Source organism: Nonomuraea sp. 10N515B, from assembly GCF_052245915.1.
In the GTDB taxonomy this organism is placed as follows: domain Bacteria; phylum Actinomycetota; class Actinomycetes; order Streptosporangiales; family Streptosporangiaceae; genus Nonomuraea.
Genome location: NZ_JBQQBQ010000001.1, coordinates 246865 through 267414 on the forward strand (window position 1 = coordinate 246865; position 20550 = coordinate 267414).

At 69.7% G+C, this 20550-nt stretch carries 19 protein-coding genes; 8 read left to right on the top strand and 11 right to left on the bottom strand.

Annotated elements, in window-relative coordinates:
- Window positions 1-55: 55 nt before the first annotated feature.
- The 3 genes from ACTWQA_RS01045 to rocD all read left to right on the top strand — a co-directional run bounded on the left by ACTWQA_RS01045 (window position 56) and on the right by rocD (window position 2678).
- On the top strand, window positions 56-529 hold the full coding sequence (locus ACTWQA_RS01045; RefSeq protein ID WP_327591171.1) for an Lrp/AsnC family transcriptional regulator: 474 nt from the start codon (window positions 56-58) through the stop codon (window positions 527-529).
- Between the two features lie 129 nt (window positions 530-658).
- On the top strand, window positions 659-1456 hold the full coding sequence (gene ddaH, locus ACTWQA_RS01050) for a dimethylargininase (RefSeq protein ID WP_443157416.1): 798 nt from the start codon (window positions 659-661) through the stop codon (window positions 1454-1456).
- A 1-nt stretch (window position 1457) separates the two neighbouring features.
- On the top strand, window positions 1458-2678 hold the full coding sequence (gene rocD, locus ACTWQA_RS01055; RefSeq protein WP_443157417.1) for an ornithine--oxo-acid transaminase: 1221 nt from the start codon (window positions 1458-1460) through the stop codon (window positions 2676-2678).
- A 130-nt stretch (window positions 2679-2808) separates the two neighbouring features.
- Here rocD and ACTWQA_RS01060 read toward each other — a convergent pair whose 3' ends face one another.
- From ACTWQA_RS01060 to ACTWQA_RS01075, 4 genes are all read right to left on the bottom strand, one after another.
- Window positions 2809-4044: a CU044_5270 family protein gene (locus ACTWQA_RS01060; protein WP_443157418.1), complete on the bottom strand. Its 1236-nt coding sequence runs from the start codon at window positions 4042-4044 to the stop codon at window positions 2809-2811.
- A complete protein-coding gene (locus ACTWQA_RS01065) occupies window positions 4037-4618 on the bottom strand; it encodes an RNA polymerase sigma factor (protein ID WP_443157419.1) in 582 nt (193 codons plus the stop codon). Before ACTWQA_RS01065 ends, ACTWQA_RS01060 begins: the two co-directional genes overlap by 8 nt.
- An 80-nt stretch (window positions 4619-4698) precedes the next feature.
- Window positions 4699-5415, bottom strand: coding sequence for a class I SAM-dependent methyltransferase (locus tag ACTWQA_RS01070; protein ID WP_443157420.1), 717 nt, complete (start codon window positions 5413-5415; stop codon window positions 4699-4701).
- Between the two features lie 21 nt (window positions 5416-5436).
- Complete coding sequence (locus ACTWQA_RS01075) at window positions 5437-6993, bottom strand: alkaline phosphatase D family protein (protein WP_443157421.1); 1557 nt, start codon at window positions 6991-6993, stop codon at window positions 5437-5439.
- A gap of 214 nt (window positions 6994-7207) precedes the next feature.
- Here ACTWQA_RS01075 and ACTWQA_RS01080 point away from each other — a divergent pair, with 214 nt between their 5' ends.
- The 4 genes from ACTWQA_RS01080 (at window position 7208) to ACTWQA_RS01095 (ending at window position 11904) form a co-directional block, all read left to right on the top strand.
- Window positions 7208-8485 (top strand): Glu/Leu/Phe/Val family dehydrogenase, encoded by a 1278-nt coding sequence (locus ACTWQA_RS01080; protein WP_443157422.1) that lies wholly within the window; start codon window positions 7208-7210, stop codon window positions 8483-8485.
- Between the two features lie 161 nt (window positions 8486-8646).
- The gene (locus tag ACTWQA_RS01085) at window positions 8647-10014 is read left to right on the top strand and encodes an APC family permease (RefSeq protein ID WP_443157423.1); all 1368 of its coding nucleotides are present in this window, start codon (window positions 8647-8649) and stop codon (window positions 10012-10014) included.
- On the top strand, window positions 10011-11015 hold the full coding sequence (locus ACTWQA_RS01090) for an acetamidase/formamidase family protein (RefSeq protein ID WP_443157424.1): 1005 nt from the start codon (window positions 10011-10013) through the stop codon (window positions 11013-11015). Before ACTWQA_RS01085 ends, ACTWQA_RS01090 begins: the two co-directional genes overlap by 4 nt.
- Before the next feature lie 58 nt (window positions 11016-11073).
- Window positions 11074-11904 carry a trypsin-like serine peptidase gene (locus tag ACTWQA_RS01095; protein WP_443157425.1) on the top strand — a complete coding sequence of 277 codons (831 nt, stop codon included), beginning with the start codon at window positions 11074-11076 and terminating at the stop codon, window positions 11902-11904.
- On the opposite strand, the gene ACTWQA_RS01100 is transcribed toward ACTWQA_RS01095, so the two are convergent.
- From ACTWQA_RS01100 to ACTWQA_RS01110, 3 genes are read right to left on the bottom strand one after another with little or no spacing between them, the layout of a single operon-like run.
- Entirely contained in the window at window positions 11888-12775 is an 888-nt protein-coding gene (locus tag ACTWQA_RS01100; protein ID WP_443157426.1) for a Gfo/Idh/MocA family protein, read from the bottom strand. The genes ACTWQA_RS01095 and ACTWQA_RS01100 overlap by 17 nt on opposite strands.
- On the bottom strand, window positions 12772-13683 hold the full coding sequence (locus ACTWQA_RS01105; RefSeq protein WP_443157427.1) for an NAD-dependent epimerase/dehydratase family protein: 912 nt from the start codon (window positions 13681-13683) through the stop codon (window positions 12772-12774). Before ACTWQA_RS01105 ends, ACTWQA_RS01100 begins: the two co-directional genes overlap by 4 nt.
- A gap of 2 nt (window positions 13684-13685) precedes the next feature.
- Window positions 13686-14039, bottom strand: a complete 354-nt coding sequence (locus ACTWQA_RS01110; protein ID WP_443157428.1) for a YrdB family protein — start codon at window positions 14037-14039, stop codon at window positions 13686-13688.
- Window positions 14040-14154: 115 nt separating this feature from the next.
- Here ACTWQA_RS01110 and ACTWQA_RS01115 point away from each other — a divergent pair, with 115 nt between their 5' ends.
- Window positions 14155-14853 (top strand): TetR/AcrR family transcriptional regulator, encoded by a 699-nt coding sequence (locus ACTWQA_RS01115; protein WP_443157429.1) that lies wholly within the window; start codon window positions 14155-14157, stop codon window positions 14851-14853.
- A gap of 195 nt (window positions 14854-15048) precedes the next feature.
- Here the strand turns inward: ACTWQA_RS01115 and ACTWQA_RS01120 are convergent, their stop codons facing one another.
- The 4 genes from ACTWQA_RS01120 to ACTWQA_RS01135 all read right to left on the bottom strand — a co-directional run bounded on the left by ACTWQA_RS01120 (window position 15049) and on the right by ACTWQA_RS01135 (window position 20486).
- Window positions 15049-15891, bottom strand: coding sequence for a transporter substrate-binding domain-containing protein (locus ACTWQA_RS01120; protein ID WP_443157430.1), 843 nt, complete (start codon window positions 15889-15891; stop codon window positions 15049-15051).
- A 201-nt stretch (window positions 15892-16092) separates the two neighbouring features.
- On the bottom strand, window positions 16093-16758 hold the full coding sequence (locus tag ACTWQA_RS01125) for a TetR/AcrR family transcriptional regulator (RefSeq protein WP_443157431.1): 666 nt from the start codon (window positions 16756-16758) through the stop codon (window positions 16093-16095).
- A 9-nt stretch (window positions 16759-16767) separates the two neighbouring features.
- Window positions 16768-19107, bottom strand: a complete 2340-nt coding sequence (locus tag ACTWQA_RS01130; RefSeq protein WP_443157432.1) for a PEP/pyruvate-binding domain-containing protein — start codon at window positions 19105-19107, stop codon at window positions 16768-16770.
- Complete coding sequence (locus ACTWQA_RS01135; protein WP_443157433.1) at window positions 19104-20486, bottom strand: MDR family MFS transporter; 1383 nt, start codon at window positions 20484-20486, stop codon at window positions 19104-19106. Before ACTWQA_RS01135 ends, ACTWQA_RS01130 begins: the two co-directional genes overlap by 4 nt.
- Window positions 20487-20550 lie beyond the last annotated feature (64 nt).

Consider the following 20550-nt stretch of genomic DNA (forward strand, 5'->3'; position numbering starts at 1 on the left):
GTCTCCCGCGCGCCGCTCGTCGCGCGCCAGCCTGGCCACGCTGTATACAGAGCGCGTGGAACTGGACCGGCTCGATCGTGACATCATCGCGGCGCTCGTCGACGACGCCCGCGCGACCTATGCGGAGATCGGTCACCAGGTGGGGTTGAGCGCATCGGCGGTCAAGCGGCGGGTGGACCGGCTGCTCGACAGCGGGGCGATCACCGGGTTCAGCGCCGTGGTCTCGCCGCAGGCGCTCGGCTGGACGACCGAGGCGTACGTGGAGCTGTTCTGCCAGGGCAAGACGAAGCCGTCGGACATCGCGCTGGCGGTGGCCAAGTTCCCCGAGGTGGTGGGGGCGGCCACGATCACCGGCGAGGCGGACGCGTTGCTGCACATCAGGGCGACGGACGTGCGGCACGTGGAGCGGGTGATCGAGCGCATCGCGGCGCAGTCCTTCGTGGTCAGGACCAAGAGCTCCATCGTGCTGTCGCGGCTGGTGGAGGCCCCTCCGGGGGTCGTACGCAATGGATCGCACACCACGGCCTGAAAGACGCAACAGACCCGCGCAAACACGCAATGCAACGACTTGGCCTGCATAAACATACATTCTTAGGCTGTCTCCGTCCCCTCCGATCAGATCAGGGACATCCGCTCATAAAGCTCGACGGAGACCTGCATGCCCAAACACTTCCTCATGTGCCGTCCGGAATACTTCACGGTCGAGTACGCGATCAACCCGTGGATGCATCCCGAGGCCGGCGCCGACCGCGACATCGCGGTCCGGCAGTGGGAGGGGCTGAAGGCCGCCTACGAGGAGCTCGGCCACCAGGTCAGCCTGATCGACCCGATCGACGGGCTGCCGGACATGGTGTTCGCCGCCAATGGCGCCCTGGTCGTGGGCGGGCGCGTCTACGGCGCCAGGTTCGCCTACCCGCAGCGCGGTCCCGAGGGTCCGGCCTACCTGCGGTGGTTCGCCGAGCACGGTTACCCGGTGCAGGCGCCGCAGCACGTCAACGAGGGTGAGGGCGACTTCCTCACGCTCGAGGACGTCATTCTGGCGGGCACGGGCTTCCGCACGGAGGTGGTGGCCCACCAGGAGGCGCAGGAATACCTGGGCCACCCGGTGATCTCGCTGACCCTGGTCGACCCTCGCTTCTACCACCTCGACACGGCGCTGTTCCCGCTCGACGGGCACAACGTCGCCTACTACCCGGAGGCCTTCTCCGCGGGCAGCCGGGAGGTGCTGCGCCGGATGTTCCCCGACGCGGTGCTCGCCACCGCCGAGGACGCCGAGGTGCTCGGCCTGAACGCGGTCAGCGACGGCACGCACGTGGTCATCAACGCCGAGGCCTCCGGCTTGCAGTTGGAGCTCAAGCGCCGTGGGTACGAGGTCATTCCGGTCGATCTCTCGGAGCTGCGCAAGGCAGGCGGGGGCCCCAAGTGCTGCACACTGGAGATCAGGGGGGAGAACTGACATGACCAGCAGCGCAGAGCTGATCGAGCTCAGCGAGCGTCGCAGCGCGCACAACTATCATCCGCTGCCCGTCGTGATCCATGAGGCCAACGGCGCCTGGGTCACCGACGTGGACGGCAAGCGATATCTGGACTGTCTGTCCGGCTATTCGTCGCTCAACTTCGGCCACGGCAACCCGAAGATCCTCGAGGCCGCCCAGGAGCAGCTGCAGCGGCTGACCCTGACCAGCCGTGCCTTCTACCACGACCAGTTCGCGCGGTTCTGCGCCGGGCTCGGCGACCTCACGGGCAAGGACATGATCCTGCCCATGAACACCGGCGCCGAGGCCGTCGAGACCGCCATCAAGGTGGCGCGCAAGTGGGGGTACGAGGTCAAGGGCGTGGAGCCGGATCTCGCCAACATCATCGTGATGGAGAACAACTTCCACGGCCGCACTACCACGATCATCAGCTTCTCCACCGATCCCGACGCGCACGACGACTTCGGGCCGTACACGCCGGGCTTCCGGATCGTGCGGTATGGGTCCATCGAGGCGATCAGGGAGGCCATGGATGCCAACACGGTCGGCGTGCTGGTCGAACCGATCCAGGGTGAGGCCGGGGTGCTGGTGCCGCCGGACGGCTACCTGACCGACATCCGGGAGCTGTGCACGGCCGAGGGCATCCTGATGATCGCCGACGAGATCCAGTCGGGGCTGGGGCGGACCGGGCAGACGTTTGCGTGTGACCACGAAGGGGTCGTGCCCGACATGTACGTCCTGGGCAAGGCGCTCGGCGGCGGCGTCGTCCCCGTGTCGGCCGTCGCGGCCAACCGGGACGTGCTCGGGGTCATCCACCCGGGACAGCACGGGTCCACGTTCGGCGGCAACCCGCTGGCGTGTGCGGTCGGCAACGCGGTCGTCGAGCTCCTCAACACCGGCGAGTACCAGGCCAGGGCCACCAAGCTCGGCGAGGTGCTGCACGCCCGGCTGCGCGAGCTGGTCGGCAAGGGCGTGGTCGAGGTACGCGGACGGGGGCTGTGGGCCGGTGTGGACATCTCTCCTGATCTCGCCACGGGGCGTGAGGTGTCGAAGGCGCTGATGAAGCGGGGTGTGCTCGCCAAGGACACCCAGGGGTCCACGATCCGGCTCGCGCCGCCGATCGTCGTCTCCGAGGAGGACCTCCTCTGGGCGATCGACCAGCTCGCCGACGCCCTCTACGACATCAAAAACCAACACCCATAAAGACATCCATTTTTTACGGCTGCGCCGGCTGGGCCCGACCACCGTACGTGGCCGGGCCCTGTCCAGGGAGACGGTCCTGTGGTTTACGGGGTCGGGCGCCGTTACGGCGCATGGGCACCGGGCTCCGTGGTCAGTTGCCGGCCGGGGGCTCCTCGGTCGGTTCGTCGACCGTCGAGGGCTCCTCGACGGACTGGGGTTCGTCGGCAGGCACGGCTTCGTCGGCAGGCACGGCTTCCTCGGTCGGCTGAGTCTCCTCCGTCGGCGTCCGCTTCTCTGACGGCAACGGGTCATCCGACGGGGACGGCTCCTGCGATGGGGCGGCTGAGGGCTCCGGCTCGGCGGACGCACAGGATGAGCCGGACCTGGCCGAGGGCGGGGCCTTCGGGAGTTCGTCCACCACCGAGACCTTCAGCTGGGCCGTCAGGGCCAGAACGCTTCCTGGGGGCGCCCCCACGCCTTTGTCCTCCACGACCGTCTGCCGCTCCCCCAGGTACAGGTGCGTGGACGGGTCGAAGATGGCCTGGGTGAGCGTACCCTGCCGGATCATGCGGCCGAGCGCCACCCCCTTGCGGCCCGCCGAATCCTCCACGCCCTCGGCGACCCGCACGCCGGGGATGGTCTTGACGGCCCCGAACAGCGCATCACGCTGGGCCTTCGGCAGGTACGTCTCTCTGACCAGGTCCATCACGTAAATGAACGCCGCATCGTCTTCGGACACGTTCTTGCCGGCGCTCGCCTGCCCCTCTACCGCCCGGTAGACGTGCTCGCGCATCGCGGCGGCGTCGGCCGGCAGCGTGCTGAGCGAGGTGTAGGCGGTGTCGGCGCGGGTGCCGCGACATGACGGCAGCACGTGCCAGGTGGAGCCCTTGCCCTCGCTCTCGGCCGATTCCGGCAGTTCCCGGCCCGGCCACGGTCTGGGGTCGCGGCTCTCGATCAGCAGCAGGCCGTCGGCGCTGCCGTCCACCGATTGCCAGATCTTCCTGTGCGTCCGGTAGAGGTGCCGGGTTTCCTCGCCGTCCTTGCCGACGGTGTACGAGCCGTACATCGTGTCGGACTCGATCAGGATGTACTGCCCGGGACGGGGGTCAAGCTCATCGGACACGGCGGCCGACTGGGTCAGGGACGTGGCCGGGCCCGTCGCTCCGGTGCCCTGGTTCGACAGGGTCACCGCCACGCCGCCGATCAGCGCGACCGTCACCCCGAACGCAGCCGCGGCCTGCCAGCCCAGGCGCGGCAGGCGAAAGCGACTCCCGGCCCCGGGCGCTTCCGCCAGCAGCCGCTCCCTCGCCTGCGCGCGGGCCTCGGCCCGGTACGGCGGGGTCGCCGGCCGGCCGTCGGCGAACACGCGGATCTCGTCATCATCCATGCTGGGGCTCCTCTGCTGCTGCGAAGGGATCGATGCCGCCGAGCGCCCTGCGCACCTTGACGCGGAGCCGGTGCAGTCTGGACCGTACGGTGCCGACGGGCACGCCGAGCGCGAGTGCCGCGTCCTCGTAGGTCAAGTCCGCCCAGGCCACCAGCAGCAGCAGGTCGCGTTCGCTCGCGCTGAGCCCGGTCAGCGCCCTGGCCAGCCGGGGCTGGAGCTGCTCGGCGGTAACCCGGTCGGCGCTACGCTCGTCGAACGCGCCCGGGCGCTCCACGCCGACCTTGGCCATGGCCGCGGTACGCCGCCGCTCCGCCCTGCGATGCTGGGCGACGACCTTGGTCGCGATGCCGTATAACCACGGCCGCGCGTCGGGCCAGGAGCGGTCGTAGCGGGCCCGCCCGCGGAACGCGACGAGGAACACCTCCCCCGTCACGTCCTCGGCCAGCTCCGCCCCGAGACGCCGGGCCGCGTATCTGTGGATCTCGTCGGCGTGCCGATCGAACAGCGCCGCGAAGCACTCGGGGTCGCTGAGCGAATGCCCGATCAGCGTCGAGTCATCCAGCGTCTCAGGCACATCCTGAACACCCACCACTGTGCCGGTCCTCTCTCATGCGGTCACCCTGTTGTTGACCGCACGCCGGAGTCCGGTTCCCACTATTTCGTGAGCCGCCAGGCTTCCAAGCCGTCGGGAGCGCCGTCCCGGGTGAAGCCAGCCGCCTCCAGCTCGGCGACCAGGCGCTCCCGTGCCGGCCAGTGGCTCTCGGAGACCACCACGTCCTCGCTGATCATCACGCCGCGCTGCTTCACGCGGTAGAAGTAGCGGGTCTTGGCCGTCTCGCCGGCGACCGCGAGCACCTGACCCGCGATCTCGTACGTGTGCCTGCCGACCCGGTAGGAGCCGACGACCTCCGGCTCGCCCGGCACGGGGGTGGCCCGCTCGCGCCAGTTGAACAGCAACAGCCCGCCCGGCTCCAGCTGCCTGCGCAGCACCCGCCACAGCTCCGCCCGCTGCTCGGCGTCGAAGCTGTGCAGCACCGAGATCATCACGATGGCCTCGACGGGCTCGTCGGCCTCCGCCTCCAGCGCGCCGCACGACAGGACGGTCACCCGGCTCAGCGCATCGGGGTCCTCGGCCAACCGGTTGAGCAGGACGGAACGCATGCCGAACGACGGCTCGACGGCGTAGACCTCCGCGGGCGTCTCCCGGAGGATCACCCGGGTGATCAGGCCGGTGCCCGCGCCGATTTCCATGACGCTCCGCCGCACGCCCTTCAGCAGGGGTGGCAGCAGCTCGCGGATCATCGGGACGTGCCCGTCCTCATGCCACAGGTCGTAGAACGGCACGGCCAGCGAGTAGTGGTCTTCATCCATAGAGCGCGACGATAACCGTTTTCACTCGAGTCGTACAGAATCGATCGGCCTGAGGACCTCGTCGCGCGACTCGTACCAGGTCACCTGATCGGGCAGGGTGAGGGTCGCGACGGCGTTCTGGAACCACGGGCCCTTGGTGATCCGCCAGCGGAACGGTGGCCGCGGGATGCGGGCGAGGCGCGCCAGCAGGCCGCCCACCAGCGTGGCGATGGAGAACTGGGTGACCACGTTGGCCCAGCGCAGCAGGCGGCTGAGCGGGTTGCGGATCGGCGAGCAGACCACCTGGTAGACCGGGCCGAGGCGGGCCTTGGCCAGGTAGGAGTAGTGGACGTCGCCGGAGAGGATCAGCACCGGCTTGCCGAGCCCGATGAACAGCCTCGACAGGTCGTCGAACGAGCGCCGGAACGCCGCCCAGTGCTCCAGGTCGAAGGCCTGCCGGAACCTCTCCGACCACCGCCGCACCACCGGACCCCACGCGCCGTCGCTGAGGGCCTCGTTCCAGTTTTGCACCCCGTGCACGCCCTCGGGCAGCAGGAACGGGATCGACGAGCCGATGATCAGGCGCTCGGCCGGGGCGGCGACCTGCTCCTCGAGCCAGGCCTGCTCCGCCGGGTCGAGCATGCGGCGCGCACCGGGCGTGAGCTGCCTGGCGCACCGGGTGTCGACCATGATCAGGCGGGCGGGCCCGAGGTCGCGCGCGTAGCTCCAGCGGTTGCTCGACGGCTCGGCGTCGGCCTTCTCGGCGAAGGCGTCGAGCGCGTCGGCGCCATCGCGGCCCTGGAGATCCAGCAGCGTGCGCAGCAGCGGATCGGCCGCGCGCTCGGCCGGCGAGAGGTTGCCGAGGTGCTGGTAGACCCAGTACGCGCCGAGCCCGGCGACCACCCGGCGGCGCCACCAGCTGGTCCTGGCCATCTCCTCGCGCCAGGGTTGCGAGGTGTTCCAGTCGTCGCGCAGGTCGTGGTCGTCGAAGATCATCGCGGTCGGCACGGTGGACAGCAGCCAGCGGATCTCGGGGTCGGTCCACGCCTGGCGGTAGAGCTCGGCGTATTCCTCGAAGTCAGCGATCTCCGCTTGGGGCTCCGTGCTCCTGCGGGCGCGGAGGTAGGCCAGCGTCTCGGGCGAGGGGTTGTCGGCGTAGACCTGGTCGCCCAGGAGCAGCAGCAGGTCGGGCCACTCCTCGTCGCCGGAGCCCACCAGGTGGCGGCCGTAGGAGCGCAGGACGTCCTCGCCGTGGGTGCGGACGTGCGCCACGTCGTGGGGCACGCTGGTGCGGCACGACCCGAACGCCAGCCGGCGCGCCCCCTCCGGTGGCAGGAGCCGGATCCTGCTGGGCGGGCGACCCGCCGGAGGCCATACCTGCTCCCCGCCGAGGCTGACCGAATAGGAGGGGATATCCTGGGAGAGCTCTACGAGATCCACGATCGCGTAGTGGTGTCCGTGCACGGTGAAGGTAGGCGACCGGTAAGCCCTGCCGCCCGCTTCGACGGTGACCGTGCAGGGTTCGGCGGACTCCACCCAGATCGAGGCGCTGTTGGCATCGACGTGTCGCAGCATCGGCCCCACGACGAGTGCGGGCATCCCACCTCCGATGTCGATTCGGCACACCCTCGTGGCCCAAGCCTGCCAGAGTGGCACGGTCCACAGCATCCCGATCAGCGGCCCGGATTTTTACCAATAACTAGGCAAGGTCAAATCCCCCGCTCTAGGATGATCGCGACAACATCGCCCAGAAGGTGAAGGCAATGGCGCTTTCCCTACAAATAGGGCGTATATACCAGGAGGAATCTCTTCCATGAGCATCATGGTGCCGTCAAAGACGCCGGCCCTGATCACTCCGGGCCGCCAGGCCCTCGACTCCGCTCTCTACCAGCTCGACCAGGCGGCCGAGCACCTCGGGCTCGACGACGGGCTCCGCACGGTGCTGGCCACGCCCCGCCGCTCGCTGACCGTCTCGGTCCCGGTGCGGCGCGAGGACGGACGGCTCAGCGTCGTCCAGGGCTTCCGCGTCCAGCACAACGTCTCGCGCGGCCCCGCCAAGGGCGGCATCCGGTTTCATCCCGGCACGGACATCCACGAGGTCACCGCGCTCGCGATGTGGATGACGTGGAAGTGCGCTCTGGTCGGCATCCCGTACGGCGGCGCCAAAGGCGGCGTGGCCGTGGACCCGACCGGGCTCACCACCCGCGAGCTCGAACGCCTGACCCGCCGCTACGTCAACGAGATCCTGCCGCTGATCGGCCCGGAGAAGGACATCCCGGCTCCCGACGTCGGCACCGACGAGCAGACCATGGCCTGGATCATGGACACCTACAGCGTCAGCGCGGGCTACTCGGTGCCCGGCGTGGTCACCGGCAAGCCGACGACGCTGGGCGGCTCGCTCGGGCGCTCCGGCGCGACCTCGCGCGGCGTGCAGATCGCCACGCTGGCCGCGCTCGGCCGCTCGCCCGAGGGCGCGACCGTGGCCGTGCAGGGCTTCGGCAAGGTGGGCGCGCTGGCCGCGCAGTACCTCGCCGACGCCGGCTGCAAGGTGGTGGCGGTCTCCGACATCACCGGCGCCGTCTACGCGAGCGCCGGGCTGGACATCGCCGGCCTGCGCACGTGGGCGGCCGAGACCGGCGGCGTGTCCGGCTACCGCCACGCCGACGCCCTGCCTCTCGACGACCTGCTGGAACTGGACGTGGACGTCCTGGTCCCGGCGGCGCTCGAGGGCGCGATCACTGAGGCGAACGCCCCGCGCGTGCGCGCCCGCCTGATCGTGGAGGGCGCCAACGGCCCCACCACGCCGGAGGCCGACGAGATCCTGGCCGCGAACGGGGCCACGGTCGTGCCCGACATCCTCGCCAACGCGGGCGGGGTGATCGTGTCGTACCTGGAGTGGGTGCAGAACATGCAGGCCTACTCCTGGAGCTCCGGGGAGGTCGAGGTCAAGCTGCGCGACCTCATGGAAAGCGCGTTCTCCGAGGTCAAGTCCATGGCCGCGGCCCGCGGGCTGACGCTGAGGCAGGCGGCGCACGTCATCGGCGTGGGCCGCGTCGCCGAGGCCCACCAGATGCGCGGTCTCTACCCGTGACCGCCGGCGGGGGCTCGCTCCGGCGGCCCCCCGCCATCGCCTCCTCCTCGCCCGTGCGATCTTGCCCTGAGCGATGCCGGGAATTCGTTCCGAAGAGATCTTTTCCCTATAAGACTTTGCCTCTAATGTGCGAATCGCCCCCAAGCAGCGAGGAGCTGTAGATGAGCGCAATTGAGCAGTTCGGCTACCGCCAGGAGCTCAACCGTTCCTTAGGCTTCGCCGATCTGATGATCTATGGATTGATCTTCATGGTGCCGATCGCGCCGTTCGGCATCTTCGGAAACGTCTTCGCCGTCTCCCACGGGATGGTGGCGCTGGCGTACGTCATCGGGCTCGTCGCCATGGCGTTCACGGCGATGTCGTACGCGCAGATGGCGCGCGCCTTCCCCATGGCCGGCTCGGTCTACACCTACGCCGGGCGCGGCATCGGCGCGCCGGTCGGGTTCATCGCGGGATGGGCGATCCTGCTCGACTACGTGCTCGTGCCGTCGCTGCTCTACCTGGTGGCCAGCGTGGCCATGAACTCGTTCGTGCCGGTGATCCCCGTCTGGGCGTGGCTGGTCGCCTTCGTCGTGCTCAACACGGTCGTGAACTACCTCGGCATCCAGATGACGGCCAGGATCACCCGGATCATGCTGGTGGCCGAGCTGGCGGTGCTGGCGATCTTCCTGGTGGTCGGCGTCGTCGCGCTGGCCCAGGGCAAGGCGCAGACCGGCTTCCTCACGCCGATCTTCGACTCCTCCGGCTTCGCCTGGAGCGTGGTGCTGGCCGCCGCGTCGGTGGCCGTGCTGTCGTTCCTCGGCTTCGACGGCATCTCGACCCTGGCCGAGGAGAACCGCGAGGACGCGCAGCGGCTCGGCCGGTCCATGGTGGCCGCGCTGGGCCTGGCCGCGGTGTTGTTCGTGGTGCAGACCTGGGTGGCGGCGCTGCTGACGCCGAACAGGGACAATCTGATCACGAACGGCGACCCGGCCGGCAGCGCCTTCTATGACACCGCCGCGTTCGCCGGCGGGGCCTGGCTGTCGGTGCTGACCGCCGTGGCCACGGCCGTCGCGTGGGGCTTCGCCAACTCGCTGGTCGCCCAGGCGGCCACGTCGCGCCTGCTGTTCGCGATGGGCCGGGACCGGCAGCTGCCCTCGTTCCTCGGCAAGGTGGACCCCAAGCACAAGGTGCCGGTCAACGCGACGCTCGTCGTGGCGGCGATCTCGCTGATCCTCGGCATCTACATGAGCACCAGGGCGAACGGCATCGGCGAGCTGGCCTCGCTGGTCAACTTCGGCGCCATGACCGCGTTCCTGCTGCTGCACATCTCCGTCGTCGTGTACTACGTCGTCAAGCGCGGCAGCCGCAACTGGCTCGCGCACCTGGTCGCGCCGGTGATCGGCTTCATCGTGCTGGTGGCCGTCGTGGTCAACCAGAACGTGCACGCCCAGTGGGTCGGCGGCATCTGGCTCGCCGTCGGCCTGGTCGTCCTCGGCATCACCTACGCCATGGGCCGCAGGCCTGTGCTTCCCAAGGAGGTCAAGTGAACGTCGTGTCCTACCATCCCTCGCCTGAGGAGCTGAGCTACACCTTCGGGGGGCGCCCGGCCCTGGGCAAGGTACGTCCGGGCACGATCCTGGAGTTGTACACCGAGGACTGCTTCGGCGGCCTGGTACGGAGCGTGGACGACCTGCCGTCGCAGGTGTGCGAGTTCCCCTACCTCAACCCCGTGACGGGGCCGTTCCACGTCGAGGGCGCGGAGCCCGGCGACACCCTCGCCCTGCACTTCATCAAGATCACCCCGGCCAGGGACTGGGCGGTGTCGACCACGTTCCCCCACTTCGGCGCGCTGACCGGCACCCACACCACGGCCATGCTCCAGCCGCCGCTCGAGGAGCGGGTCTGGCGCTACGACATCGACCTCGGCAAGGGGGTGGCCGTCTACCACGCCCGCAACAGCGACTTCAGCGTCGAGCTGCCGCTCGACCCCATGCACGGCACGGTCGGCGTGGCCCCCGGCGCGAACGAGGCCCGCATGACGATCACGCCGGACGCGCACGGCGGCAACATGGACACCCCCGAGCTGCGTGCCGGAGTCACCGTCTACCTGGGGGTCAACGTCGAGGGCGGGATGTTCGCGATCGGCGACGGGCACGGGCTGCAGGGGCACGGCGAGGTGTGCGGCACTGCGGTCGAGTCGGCCATGAACACGGTGGTCGCGGTGGAGCTGATCAAGGGCGTGGCCACGCCGTGGCCGCGGCTGGAGGACGATCTGCACCTGATGTCGACGGGCTCGGCCCGGCCGCTGGAGGACGCGTACCGGATCAGCCAGCACGACCTGGTCACCTGGACGTCGGAGCTGACCGGGCTGGACACGCTCGACGCGTATCAGCTGGTCAGCCAGGCGGGGCAGGCGCCGGTGGGCAACGTGTGCGACACCAACTACACGATGGTGGCCAAGCTGCCGAAGGCCTACCTCGGCAGGCCCGCCGTCTACGAAGACGCGCATGCCCGGCTGCGAACCCTGGGTTCCCAGTACACAGGTTAGGTAAAACAATGATTGTTGCAGATCAGCGCACTGATCATCTTCTGCTAACACTGGAAGGGTGCTCAGGCTGGTGCTTTCCCTGGTCCTGCTCGATCCAACCGCCGTCATCGCCGAGGTGTCGCAACGTAACATCCCCGTCCCCCAAGTTCTGACCCCGAACGGGGATCGTCTGGGTTACGCCCCGGTCCCGCGCCCCTATACGGGGGCGCGGCGGCTCACGGGGCTGCTGGTCGGCCGAGATCCCGTCACGCGGCGGGACGTGGTGTGCGGAGGCACGGTGATCGGGTCGCGCAGCCGCAGCCTGGTGCTGACGGCGGCGCACTGCCTTCATCACCGGGGCCGGCGGCTGAAGCAGCTCGCCTTCATACCGGGCTACGACCGAGGCCGCCCGCGGCTGGGGGTGTGGCGGGTCGCGCGCACGTGGGTGCCGGCCAAGTGGCGGAAGGAGCCGTTCTCGGCCGAGTTGCTGCCGTACGACGTCGGCCTGGTCGGGGTGATGGCACAGCGGCGCCCGCTGGAGGACGTGACCGGGAGCGGGCTGCGGACGATGCCGACCGCCAGGGGCACCGCGCTGCGCGGGCTCGAGTTGCTCGGCTACCCGGCGGGCAAGGGCTATCGGGGGTTGCGGCTGCACCGGTGCTTGGGCGACGCGGTCGAGGGCGTCTCGGACGGCCGCGGCCTGATGATCACGCATAACTGCCACGCCGCCGCGGGCGGCAGCGGCGGTCCCGTGTTGTTGTACGGCGGCGCGATCGCGGGCGTCGTGTCGTCGTCCAGCCCGTTGCGTGACGCGAAGGGATATACCGTGCTGACCAGGCTGGGCGGCCGGCCCTTCGAGCGCATGTTCGCCAAGGCCGACCGGGCGATGCAGGTCAAACGGCCTGGCTGACGATCTCCTCGCACAGCTCGTGCGTGCGCAGCGCGTCGTCGGCGTCGATCCTGCGGCCCTCGCCGACGGCGGCGAGGAACTCCAGGCAGATCTGCTCGATGCCGCGCTGCCTGGCCACGGGCACCCAGTCGGGCCGCCGGACGAGCCGCTCGCCGTTGCCGTAGTCGATCACGTCGCCGAGGTTGACCACGCGGCGCTTGACGCCGTCGCCCATGGCCTCGCAGGTCTCCTCGGCGGCGCCGCTCATCCGGTTCATGACGCCGATGGCGGTGAAACCGTCGCCCGACAGCTCCAGGACCATGTGTTCGATCAGGCCGTTCGTGACGCGGGTCCGGATCGTGGTGGCGCTGATCGGGCCGGGGGCGAGGAACCGGAGGGTGTCCACCACATGGATGAAGTCATCAAATATCACCCGGCGGGGCTCGTCGGGGTGGTTGTCGCGGTTCTTCTCCATGAGGATGAGGTGTCGAGGATGAGCGGCAAGTCCGACATATCCGGGCGCATAGCGGCGGTTGAAGCCGACCATCAGCGACCTGTCCTCGGCCTTCGCGAGCCGCACGAGGCGCTCGCACTCCTCGAGCGTGTACGCGATCGGCTTGTCGACGTAGACGTGGATCCCGGCGCTGAGCAGCGGCTCGACGATCTCCGGGTGCGCGTCGGTCGCGGCGTGCACGAACGCCGCGTCGACCCCCGCCTTGATCACCTCGTCCACGCTCGCCGACCGGCGGGCGATTCGATAGGCGTCGCCGAGCCGGTCGAGCCGGGCGCTGTTGCGGGTGCAGAGGTGGAGGTCGAGGGCGGGCTGGGCGGCGAGCACAGGCAGGTAGGCCTTCTCCGCGATGTCACCCAGGCCGATCATGGCTATCTTCACCCGTCGAGCGTAGCTTTGAGCGCCTGGTCGATCGGGGTAGGCGCCACGCCGAACGTGCGCTGGAAAGCCGACGAGTCGAGCACGAACGGCTTGGTGAACTGGTAGCGCACGTGCCCGAGCTCCCCGATCATGGGCGAGAAGAGGCCGACCGCCCGCACCACGGGCCACGGCAGCCGAACCATCCGCGGCGCGGGGCGTCCGAGCAGGGCGGCCATCCGCTCCCCGATCTCGCGGAAGGTCACCGGCTCGGCGGTCGGCACGTGCCAGGGCTTGCCCCAGGCCCGCTCGTCCCCGCCCGCCACGATCAGGGCGTCGGCCACGTCGGGCAGGTACGTGAAGCTGTGCGGGATGTCAGCAGGCCAGACGAGCTGGATCGTCTTGCCCGCCCGGAGCGGGACGAGGAACCGGTCACCCAGGTAGGACTGGTCGGTGGCGCCCGGGCCGAAGTAGTCGGAGCCGCGCACCTCGGTCGCCCTGATCCGGCCGGCCTCGTGGGCGGCCAGCGCGTCGGCCCACATCTTCGCCCGTACCCGGAACTTGGGGTTGGTCGAAGCGAGCGGCAGGTCCTCGGTCATCGGGACCGAGACGGGCCCGTACGGGTAGAGGTTGCCGAGCATCACGTACACGGCGCCGCTCGCCTCGGCGGCGGCCAGGAAGGACTCGGCCATCGGCGGCCAGTCGGTGAGCCAGCGGTGATACTTCGGGTTGACGGCGTTGTAGAGGACGTCCGCCCCCCGGGTGATCTCGATCATCCCGTTCTTGTCGGCCACATCCGCGGCCACCTTGACCGCCCCTTCGGGTCCGCTGCCCGAACGGGTCACCACGGTGACCTCGTGCCCTTGGTCGAGGAGCTTGGTGGCCAGGTGCGTGCCGACCTGACCGGAACCCACCACGACGTGCTTACCCATGATCAAACCTGCTTCCAGACGATGCGGAGGACCGCGTTGAGGACGAAGAGAGCAAAGGAGACCGCCGCCGAAGTGGCCAGGCCGGAGGCGTAGAGCGCCAGGGCGCCGCCGCCGAACCAGAGGATCTCCAGTGCGGCGCGGGCCAGGCCGGTGAGCGGGAACGTGGCGTTCGCGCCGCCACCGGCCCCGAACAGCGCCCATGCGGCGATGAACAGCGCCGGCCCGCCGAGCCCGGCCAGGAGCTTGATGGCCCAGTTGGGGCTGACGGTGAACCCCCAGTAGCCCACGGAGACCAGCACGCCGAGCTCCAGGAGGAACATCAGGGCCGCGTTGGCGTGCTTGGCGAGGTCGAACATCCGGGGCCTCCGTGGGCGATGTCACTGGCTTACGAGAGCAATGCTCTCTCAACAGAGCACCGTTCGTCAAGAGCAGTGCTCTCGTTTCTTCTCACTGCTCTGATAGCCTGCTGGCATGACAGCCGGCCGTACCGCCAGAGAACGTGTCAGGGCGGAGCTCACCAGAGAGATCACCGACATCGCACGCCGCCAGCTTGCCACCGAGGGCGCGGGCGGCCTGTCACTGCGGGCCGTGGCGCGGGAGATGGGCATGGTCTCCTCTGCCATCTACCGCTATTTCCCGAGCCGCGACGACCTGCTCACCGCATTGATCATCGACGGCTACAACGCCGTCGGCGAGGCCGTCGAGCAGGCCGATGCGGGCTGCCCGCGAGAGGACTTTCTCGGCCGGTGGCTGGCCGTCTGCCACGCCGTGCGCGACTGGGCACTGGCACACCCGCACGAATACTCCTTGCTCTACGGCTCGCCCGTGCCCGGCTACCAAGCCCCACAGGACACGATCCCCGCCGCCGTGCGCGACACGATCGTGTTCGGCCGCATTCTGTCGGAGGCCCACCAGGCGGCCGCCCTCACCCCCGCCCGGCCGGCCCCCCCTCCCCCACCCTCGCTCCAGGCGGACGCGGCCGCCGTCCGCGCCCTCATCCCCGACGCCCCCGACGACGTGATCTTCCGCGGCGTGATGGCGTGGACCGCCCTGTACGGCTGGGTCAGCTTCGAGCTGTTCGGCCAGTACAACAACACCATCGAGGACCGCCACACCGCCTTCGACCACTCGATGCGGCTCATGGCCGCGATGATGGGGCTTGCCGAGTGAGAGACCAGAGCCCGGCCGCTTTGCTCGTCGCCGGGAACAAGGCCGGGAACTGGCAGTCCTGGTCGGCCTCGTCCCTCACGCTGGCCGAGGGCGCTATGAGCATCGACGCGTGACCTCGTCCTGGTGCGGGTGGATCTCCGGTTGCGGGATGTGCCGCTGCACAACCGCCACCTCGATCCCCCGACTAGGTGGGATTCAGTCCTGCCAGGGGGCAGCGTGGCGGGCGTAGGTGCCGTCGTTGACGCTCAAGTGAACCCACTGGTCGACGTACTCCTTGAACACCTCGTCACCGCGGGGCAGCATGTACGCCTTCTCCGCGAAGGTGAACGGCTTGTCCGGATTGATCGCGCACAGCTCGGGGCGGATCTTGGCCTGATAGCGGGTCTCGGAGGCATCCGTGATCATCACGTCTGCCCTTCCCGCCACGATCTCCTCGTGGATGGTGTTGTTGTCGGGATGAGTGATGACCGTGGCCTTCTTGATGTTCGCCTGGACGAACTGCTGGTTGGTACCCCCCGGGTTGACGATCACTCGGACGCCGGGCTGGTCGATCTGCTCGAGAGTCTGGTACTTGTCCTTGTCGGCGCAGCGGGCGATAGGAGCCTTGCCGTCGGTGATATAGGGGGTGCTGAAGTACGCCTTGCGTGCCCTTGCCAGAGTCACCGAAACGCCGCCCATGCTGACATCGCACTTGTTCGCGGCCAGGTCGTCGACGATCGTGGCCCACGTGGTCGGCACAAACGTGGCCTGCACACCCAGGCTGCTCGCCAAGTGCCTGGCCATGTCAACGTCGATGCCGGTCCGATCGCCCGTCTTCGGGTCCAGGTAGGTGAAGGGCCGGTAGTCGCCGGTGGTGCAGACTCGCAGCCGGCCACGCTGCGGGATCTTGTCCAGGAGCGTACCTTCCTTACCGCCCGCGGCATCGGCCGTGGCGCTGACCGCGGCGGCGGTACCGCCCTGCCCCGTGAGGAAGAGCATGCCGACGAGCACGGCCGAGAGGGTCAGAGCCAGGGCGGAGAATATGGTGGTACGCCTCATGATTCTTGCTCCTACGTAACTGGGACCTAACTTTCGGCGATTTTGCCACATAAAACGATCAATGTCCGGTGCGGTTAGAGACCATCGAAGCTGAGGCTTGTTCAGCGATCACGGCCGCGACCTGTTTGACGGCGGTGCGCGTGGGCGCCGGAGGGCAACCGCGCGAGCGCCAGCCGTTCGACGCGTTCTGGGGTACGCGCTCTAAGTTGTGCCTCTGTGCGCACGACCGCGCACACCCTCGCGGTCGCCTCCGGTTCGGCCGGCGCAGTCCTGCGTGATCCGGCCGGTCAGCAGCGGGACGAGCACCTCGTCCACGATCTGGACGACCAGCTCGTCGGGGATGGGTGTGCCGTGGAACAGGAAATGGTGGCGCAGGAGCGCGTGCCCCGCGTCCAGGCGGCGCGGGGTGACCGCCTCCGGATCGACCTCGCCGCGCTCCACGGCACGCCGGACGACCTCCTCTATCGTCTTCCTGCCCATCCCCTGGGACGTCTTGCGCATGGCGCTCAGCGGGGACCCGCTGCTGAGCGCCTCGCCCAGCAGCCCCCTCATCGCCTCGCCCGCGGGTCCCGACAGAACGTGTGCGGCATGACCCAGCATGGCCACCAGGTCACCGCGCAGGCTGCCGGTGTCGGGCGTGGACTCGGGGGTGGGCAGCGTGTTGCGGACCGCCTCCATCACCAGCTCGATGCGAGTCGGCCAGCGCCGGTAGAGCGAGGCCTTGCTGGCCCTGGCCCGCTCGGCCACCCGTTCCATCTTCAGTCCGGCGTAGCCGCTCTCGGCCAGCTCGTCGAGCGTCGCCTGGTAGATGGCGGCGTTGAGCGCCTCTCCCCGGCGGCGCGGCAGCTTACGGTGGTCGGTCACCATAGGGCGATCCTAGGCAGCACCGGTGACCGTACCGGTGTCGCCGTTGACGGTGACGAGCCGGCCGTCCTCCAGCACGGACGTCCCCGTGCCTGTGCCCATGACGGCCGGGATGCCGTACTCTCTGGCCACGATCGCCGCGTGCGACGCGGCGCCGCCGCTGTCCACGACCACGGCAGCGGCCTGCTGGAACAGCGGCGTCCACGAGGGGTTGGTGTAGGGGCAGACGAGCACGTCACCGGGGTCGAGCTTGCCGAACTCGCCCGGCCCTCTGATCACCTTCACCGGCCCTGCCGCGACTCCACCACTCGCCGGCGACCCGGTGAGCAGTGCATCGCCGGTCTGGCGGGCAGGGAAGATCGCGGCCGGGTCGATGAGCCGCGTACCTGCCAGCTCTTCCCGCTTGACCGCGCGTGCCCGCGCGACCTCGCGCAGCCGCTCCCGGTCCGCCGCGGTGTCCTGGAACGACTCCAGCTCCTCCAGCCGCAGGTGGAAGACGTCCTCGGGCTGATCGAGCACGCCCTTGTCGCGCAGTCGCCGCCCGAGCTCCACCAGCGACCTGCGTAGCATGGGCAGCGGCATCGTGAAGAAGAAGTGGCTGTCCTCACGAAAAGCGATCCCAGCACGGGCGGCCGCCACCCAGCGCGTCATGCGGGCACGGCGGCGCGGGTGACGCAGGAGCGGGTGGTCGAGGAGGCGTTCCAGCGCGTCGTCGGATTCCTTCCGCTCCTGCGGCCCGGCGGCCAGCACTTTGATCAGCCCGCGAACGGTGTCCGGGTCGTCCACCCAGGTGGGCGGCGTGACGAGGATGGGGCTGAGGGTCTCGCGGTGGCCGTACTCGGCCATGAACTCCTGGAACGCCGCCTGGAACTCGGCGGGCGGCGGGTCGGCGTCGAGCGCGCCGGTGCGCGCGGCCAGCTCGGCCAGCCGCGTCAGCGCCTGATTGGCCTCACTTGTACGGGTGACCGCGCCGTGCAGCAGGCCACCGAACAGCCTGCCGCGGCCCAGCAGCTTGACCGCCAGCAGCAGCCGCAGCAGCGCGAGCCCGGTGCCCGGCAGGTAGTCGATGCGCAGATCGGCCACCGGCGCCACCAGGGCGAGCGCCTGCCGGGGCATGCGGATGAGCTCCGGCCACGGCATCTCGGTCAGTTCTTCGGCGGCCAGGCGCCGGACGGCCGCGAGATAGTCGCGGAAACGCGGGTCGTCGGTCCAGCGGGCCGGGTCGTACCGCCTGCCCTTGGACGCGACCCGGAACGGCGCGGCCAGGACCCCGAGCGTGGGGTGCGGCTTCGGCGGCAGCAACGCGTAGACCACGCCGTCCTCCTCATGCAGGAACCCCTCGAACGCGCGGTGCAGCCCGAATGCGCCGGTCACCTTGGCCATGAGCCCGGCCGGGCCGTACGGGATCCAGGTCGACATGTCGATCGGATACGGCCGAACGGGCAGGTATTCGAGCAGGACGGTGCCCAGGCGCCGCTGGAACGGGTTGAGCCTGCCGACCGAAGGCGGTGGCAGCGCCGTCATGGGCCGCGCCTGCAGCAAGTGGACCCGGACGCCCGCCCACGCCCACTCGATGTCCTGCGGCCGCCCGAAGAGATCGGCGATCCGCCGCCCAAGAGCGGCCAGCTCGCTCACCACCGCGTCGGGCAACCGCTCCCCCGTCACACCGGCCTCACGCGTGACCCCGCCGCCCGCCTTGCCCCGGATGACGACCTCCCGGCGGCCGGGGGTGAACTGTATGTCGCCCCCGGCGTTGACGACGTAGTGGTCCGGGGTGACCAGCCCGGATACGACGGCCTCGCCCAGGCCGCTGCTGGCGTCGATGACGAGCTGAGTGCGGTCGCCGCTGACCGGGTTCGCGGTGAACATGACGCCTGCCGTGTCGGCCTCGACCATGCTCTGCACGACCACCGCAATGCTCACGTCCTCGATGCCCAGCCTCGCCCGATAGGCGACGGCGCGGTCGGTCCACAGGGAGCCCCAGCAGCGTCGTACGGCGTCGAGCAGAGCTTCCTCACCGACGACGTTGAGGAAGGTGTCCTGCTGACCGGCGAACGCGGCCCCCGGCAGGTCCTCGGCGGTCGCGCTCGACCGCACCGCCACCGGCCCGCCGCCGAGCTCGGCGTAGGCGCCGAGAACGGCCTGCCGCAGGTCATCGGGCAGCTCGACCTGCTCGAAGTACGCCCGCCCAGTGTGACCTTGGGCGACGAGGTCGTAGGCATGCGTGGTGACGACGAAGCCATCCGGAACCGGGAAGCCGTTCCTGACGAGCTCCCCCAGGTTGGCGCCCTTGCCACCGGCCATGGCCAGGTCGCCCCGGCCGAACGCGCTCAGGGGTGCGACGAGTTTCACGATGTCTCCTCGACGTAGGCTCGGGTGCGGAGCGGACGCGCCGGCAGGGCCAGCGCGAGGAAGAAGGCCACGGCGAGCAGCGGCGCCATGGCGGCGAACACGGGCGGCGCGGCCGCGGCGAACGCGTCGCGGACACCGTCCGGCAGGTCCGACGGGGTGGCGGTGGCGGAGATCCCGGACCTCAGCGTGATGAGCGCGCCGACCAGCGCGACCCCGGCCGACGCCCCGATCTGCCGCAGGAACGTGACCGAGGAGGTGGCGGTGCCGAGGTCGGCGTGCTCGACGGCGTTCTGCGCGGCCAGCACCATGACCTGCATGACCAGCCCGACCCCGAGCCCGGTCAGCAGCATCGCACCGGCCAGCGCGAGCGGCGAGCCCCCCGCGACCCCGACGAGCGCCAGCCCGACGGCCGCCGCCGCCGTGCCCGCGATGGGGTATGGCTTGTACACCCCGGTCCGCGTGATCAGCCGCCCGGACACGACCGTGGTGACGAGGACCCCGCCCATGAGCGCGGTCACCAGCAGCCCCGCCTGCGTCGCGCTGGTCTCCAGCGCGATCTGCAGATACGCCGGCATGTACGTGATCGTCCCGAACAACGCGAACCCGATGAGCAGGCTGATCGCCACAGGCACGGCGAAGGCCCGATCGCGGAAGAGCCGCAGCGGCAAGATCGGATCCTTGGCGAAGCGGGCACTGACCAGCCACGCCACCACCCCGCCCCCTGCCACCAGCAGGTAGACCGGCTCCCGGGTCTGCCCCACCATGACGACACCCACGACGGCGACGGCCAGCGTGAGCGCGCCCACGACATCGAACGGCATCCGATGGTTCCGGGGCCTCGGCAGGCGCAGGGTGACACTCAACACGACCAGGGCCACGAGGCCGAGCGGCGGGTAGATGGCGAAGATCCACCGCCACCCGAGCGAGTCGATGAAGAACCCGCCGACCAGTGGCCCGCCCACGGCGGCCACGACGTACGCGGCGCCGATGAACCCGAGATAGCGGCCCCGCTCACGCGGGCTGACGATCTCCCCGATGATCGCCTGCGCCCCGATCATCAACCCGCCCCCGCCGAGCCCCTGCACCGCGCGGAAGGCGATGAACTGCGGCATCGATGTGGCCAGCGCGCACAACACGGCCCCGGTGACGAAGACGACGATGGCGACCTGCATGGTGGGCTTGCGGCCGTACCGGTCGCCGAGCTTGCCGTAGACGGGCATGACGACGGTGGCGGCGGCGAGATAGGCGGTGACCACGGCAGGCATCTGATCCAGCCCGCCAAGGCTGCCCGCGACGGCCGGGAGCGCGGGCGCCATGATCGTCTGATCGAGCGCGCCCAGCAACATCGCCAGTATCAGACCCGACAGCACGACAGCCATAAGCGTCCGCTTCCTTAGAGAACGTATCGTTCTCTAAGGAGCATAGAGTTCAACCCATGGAAAC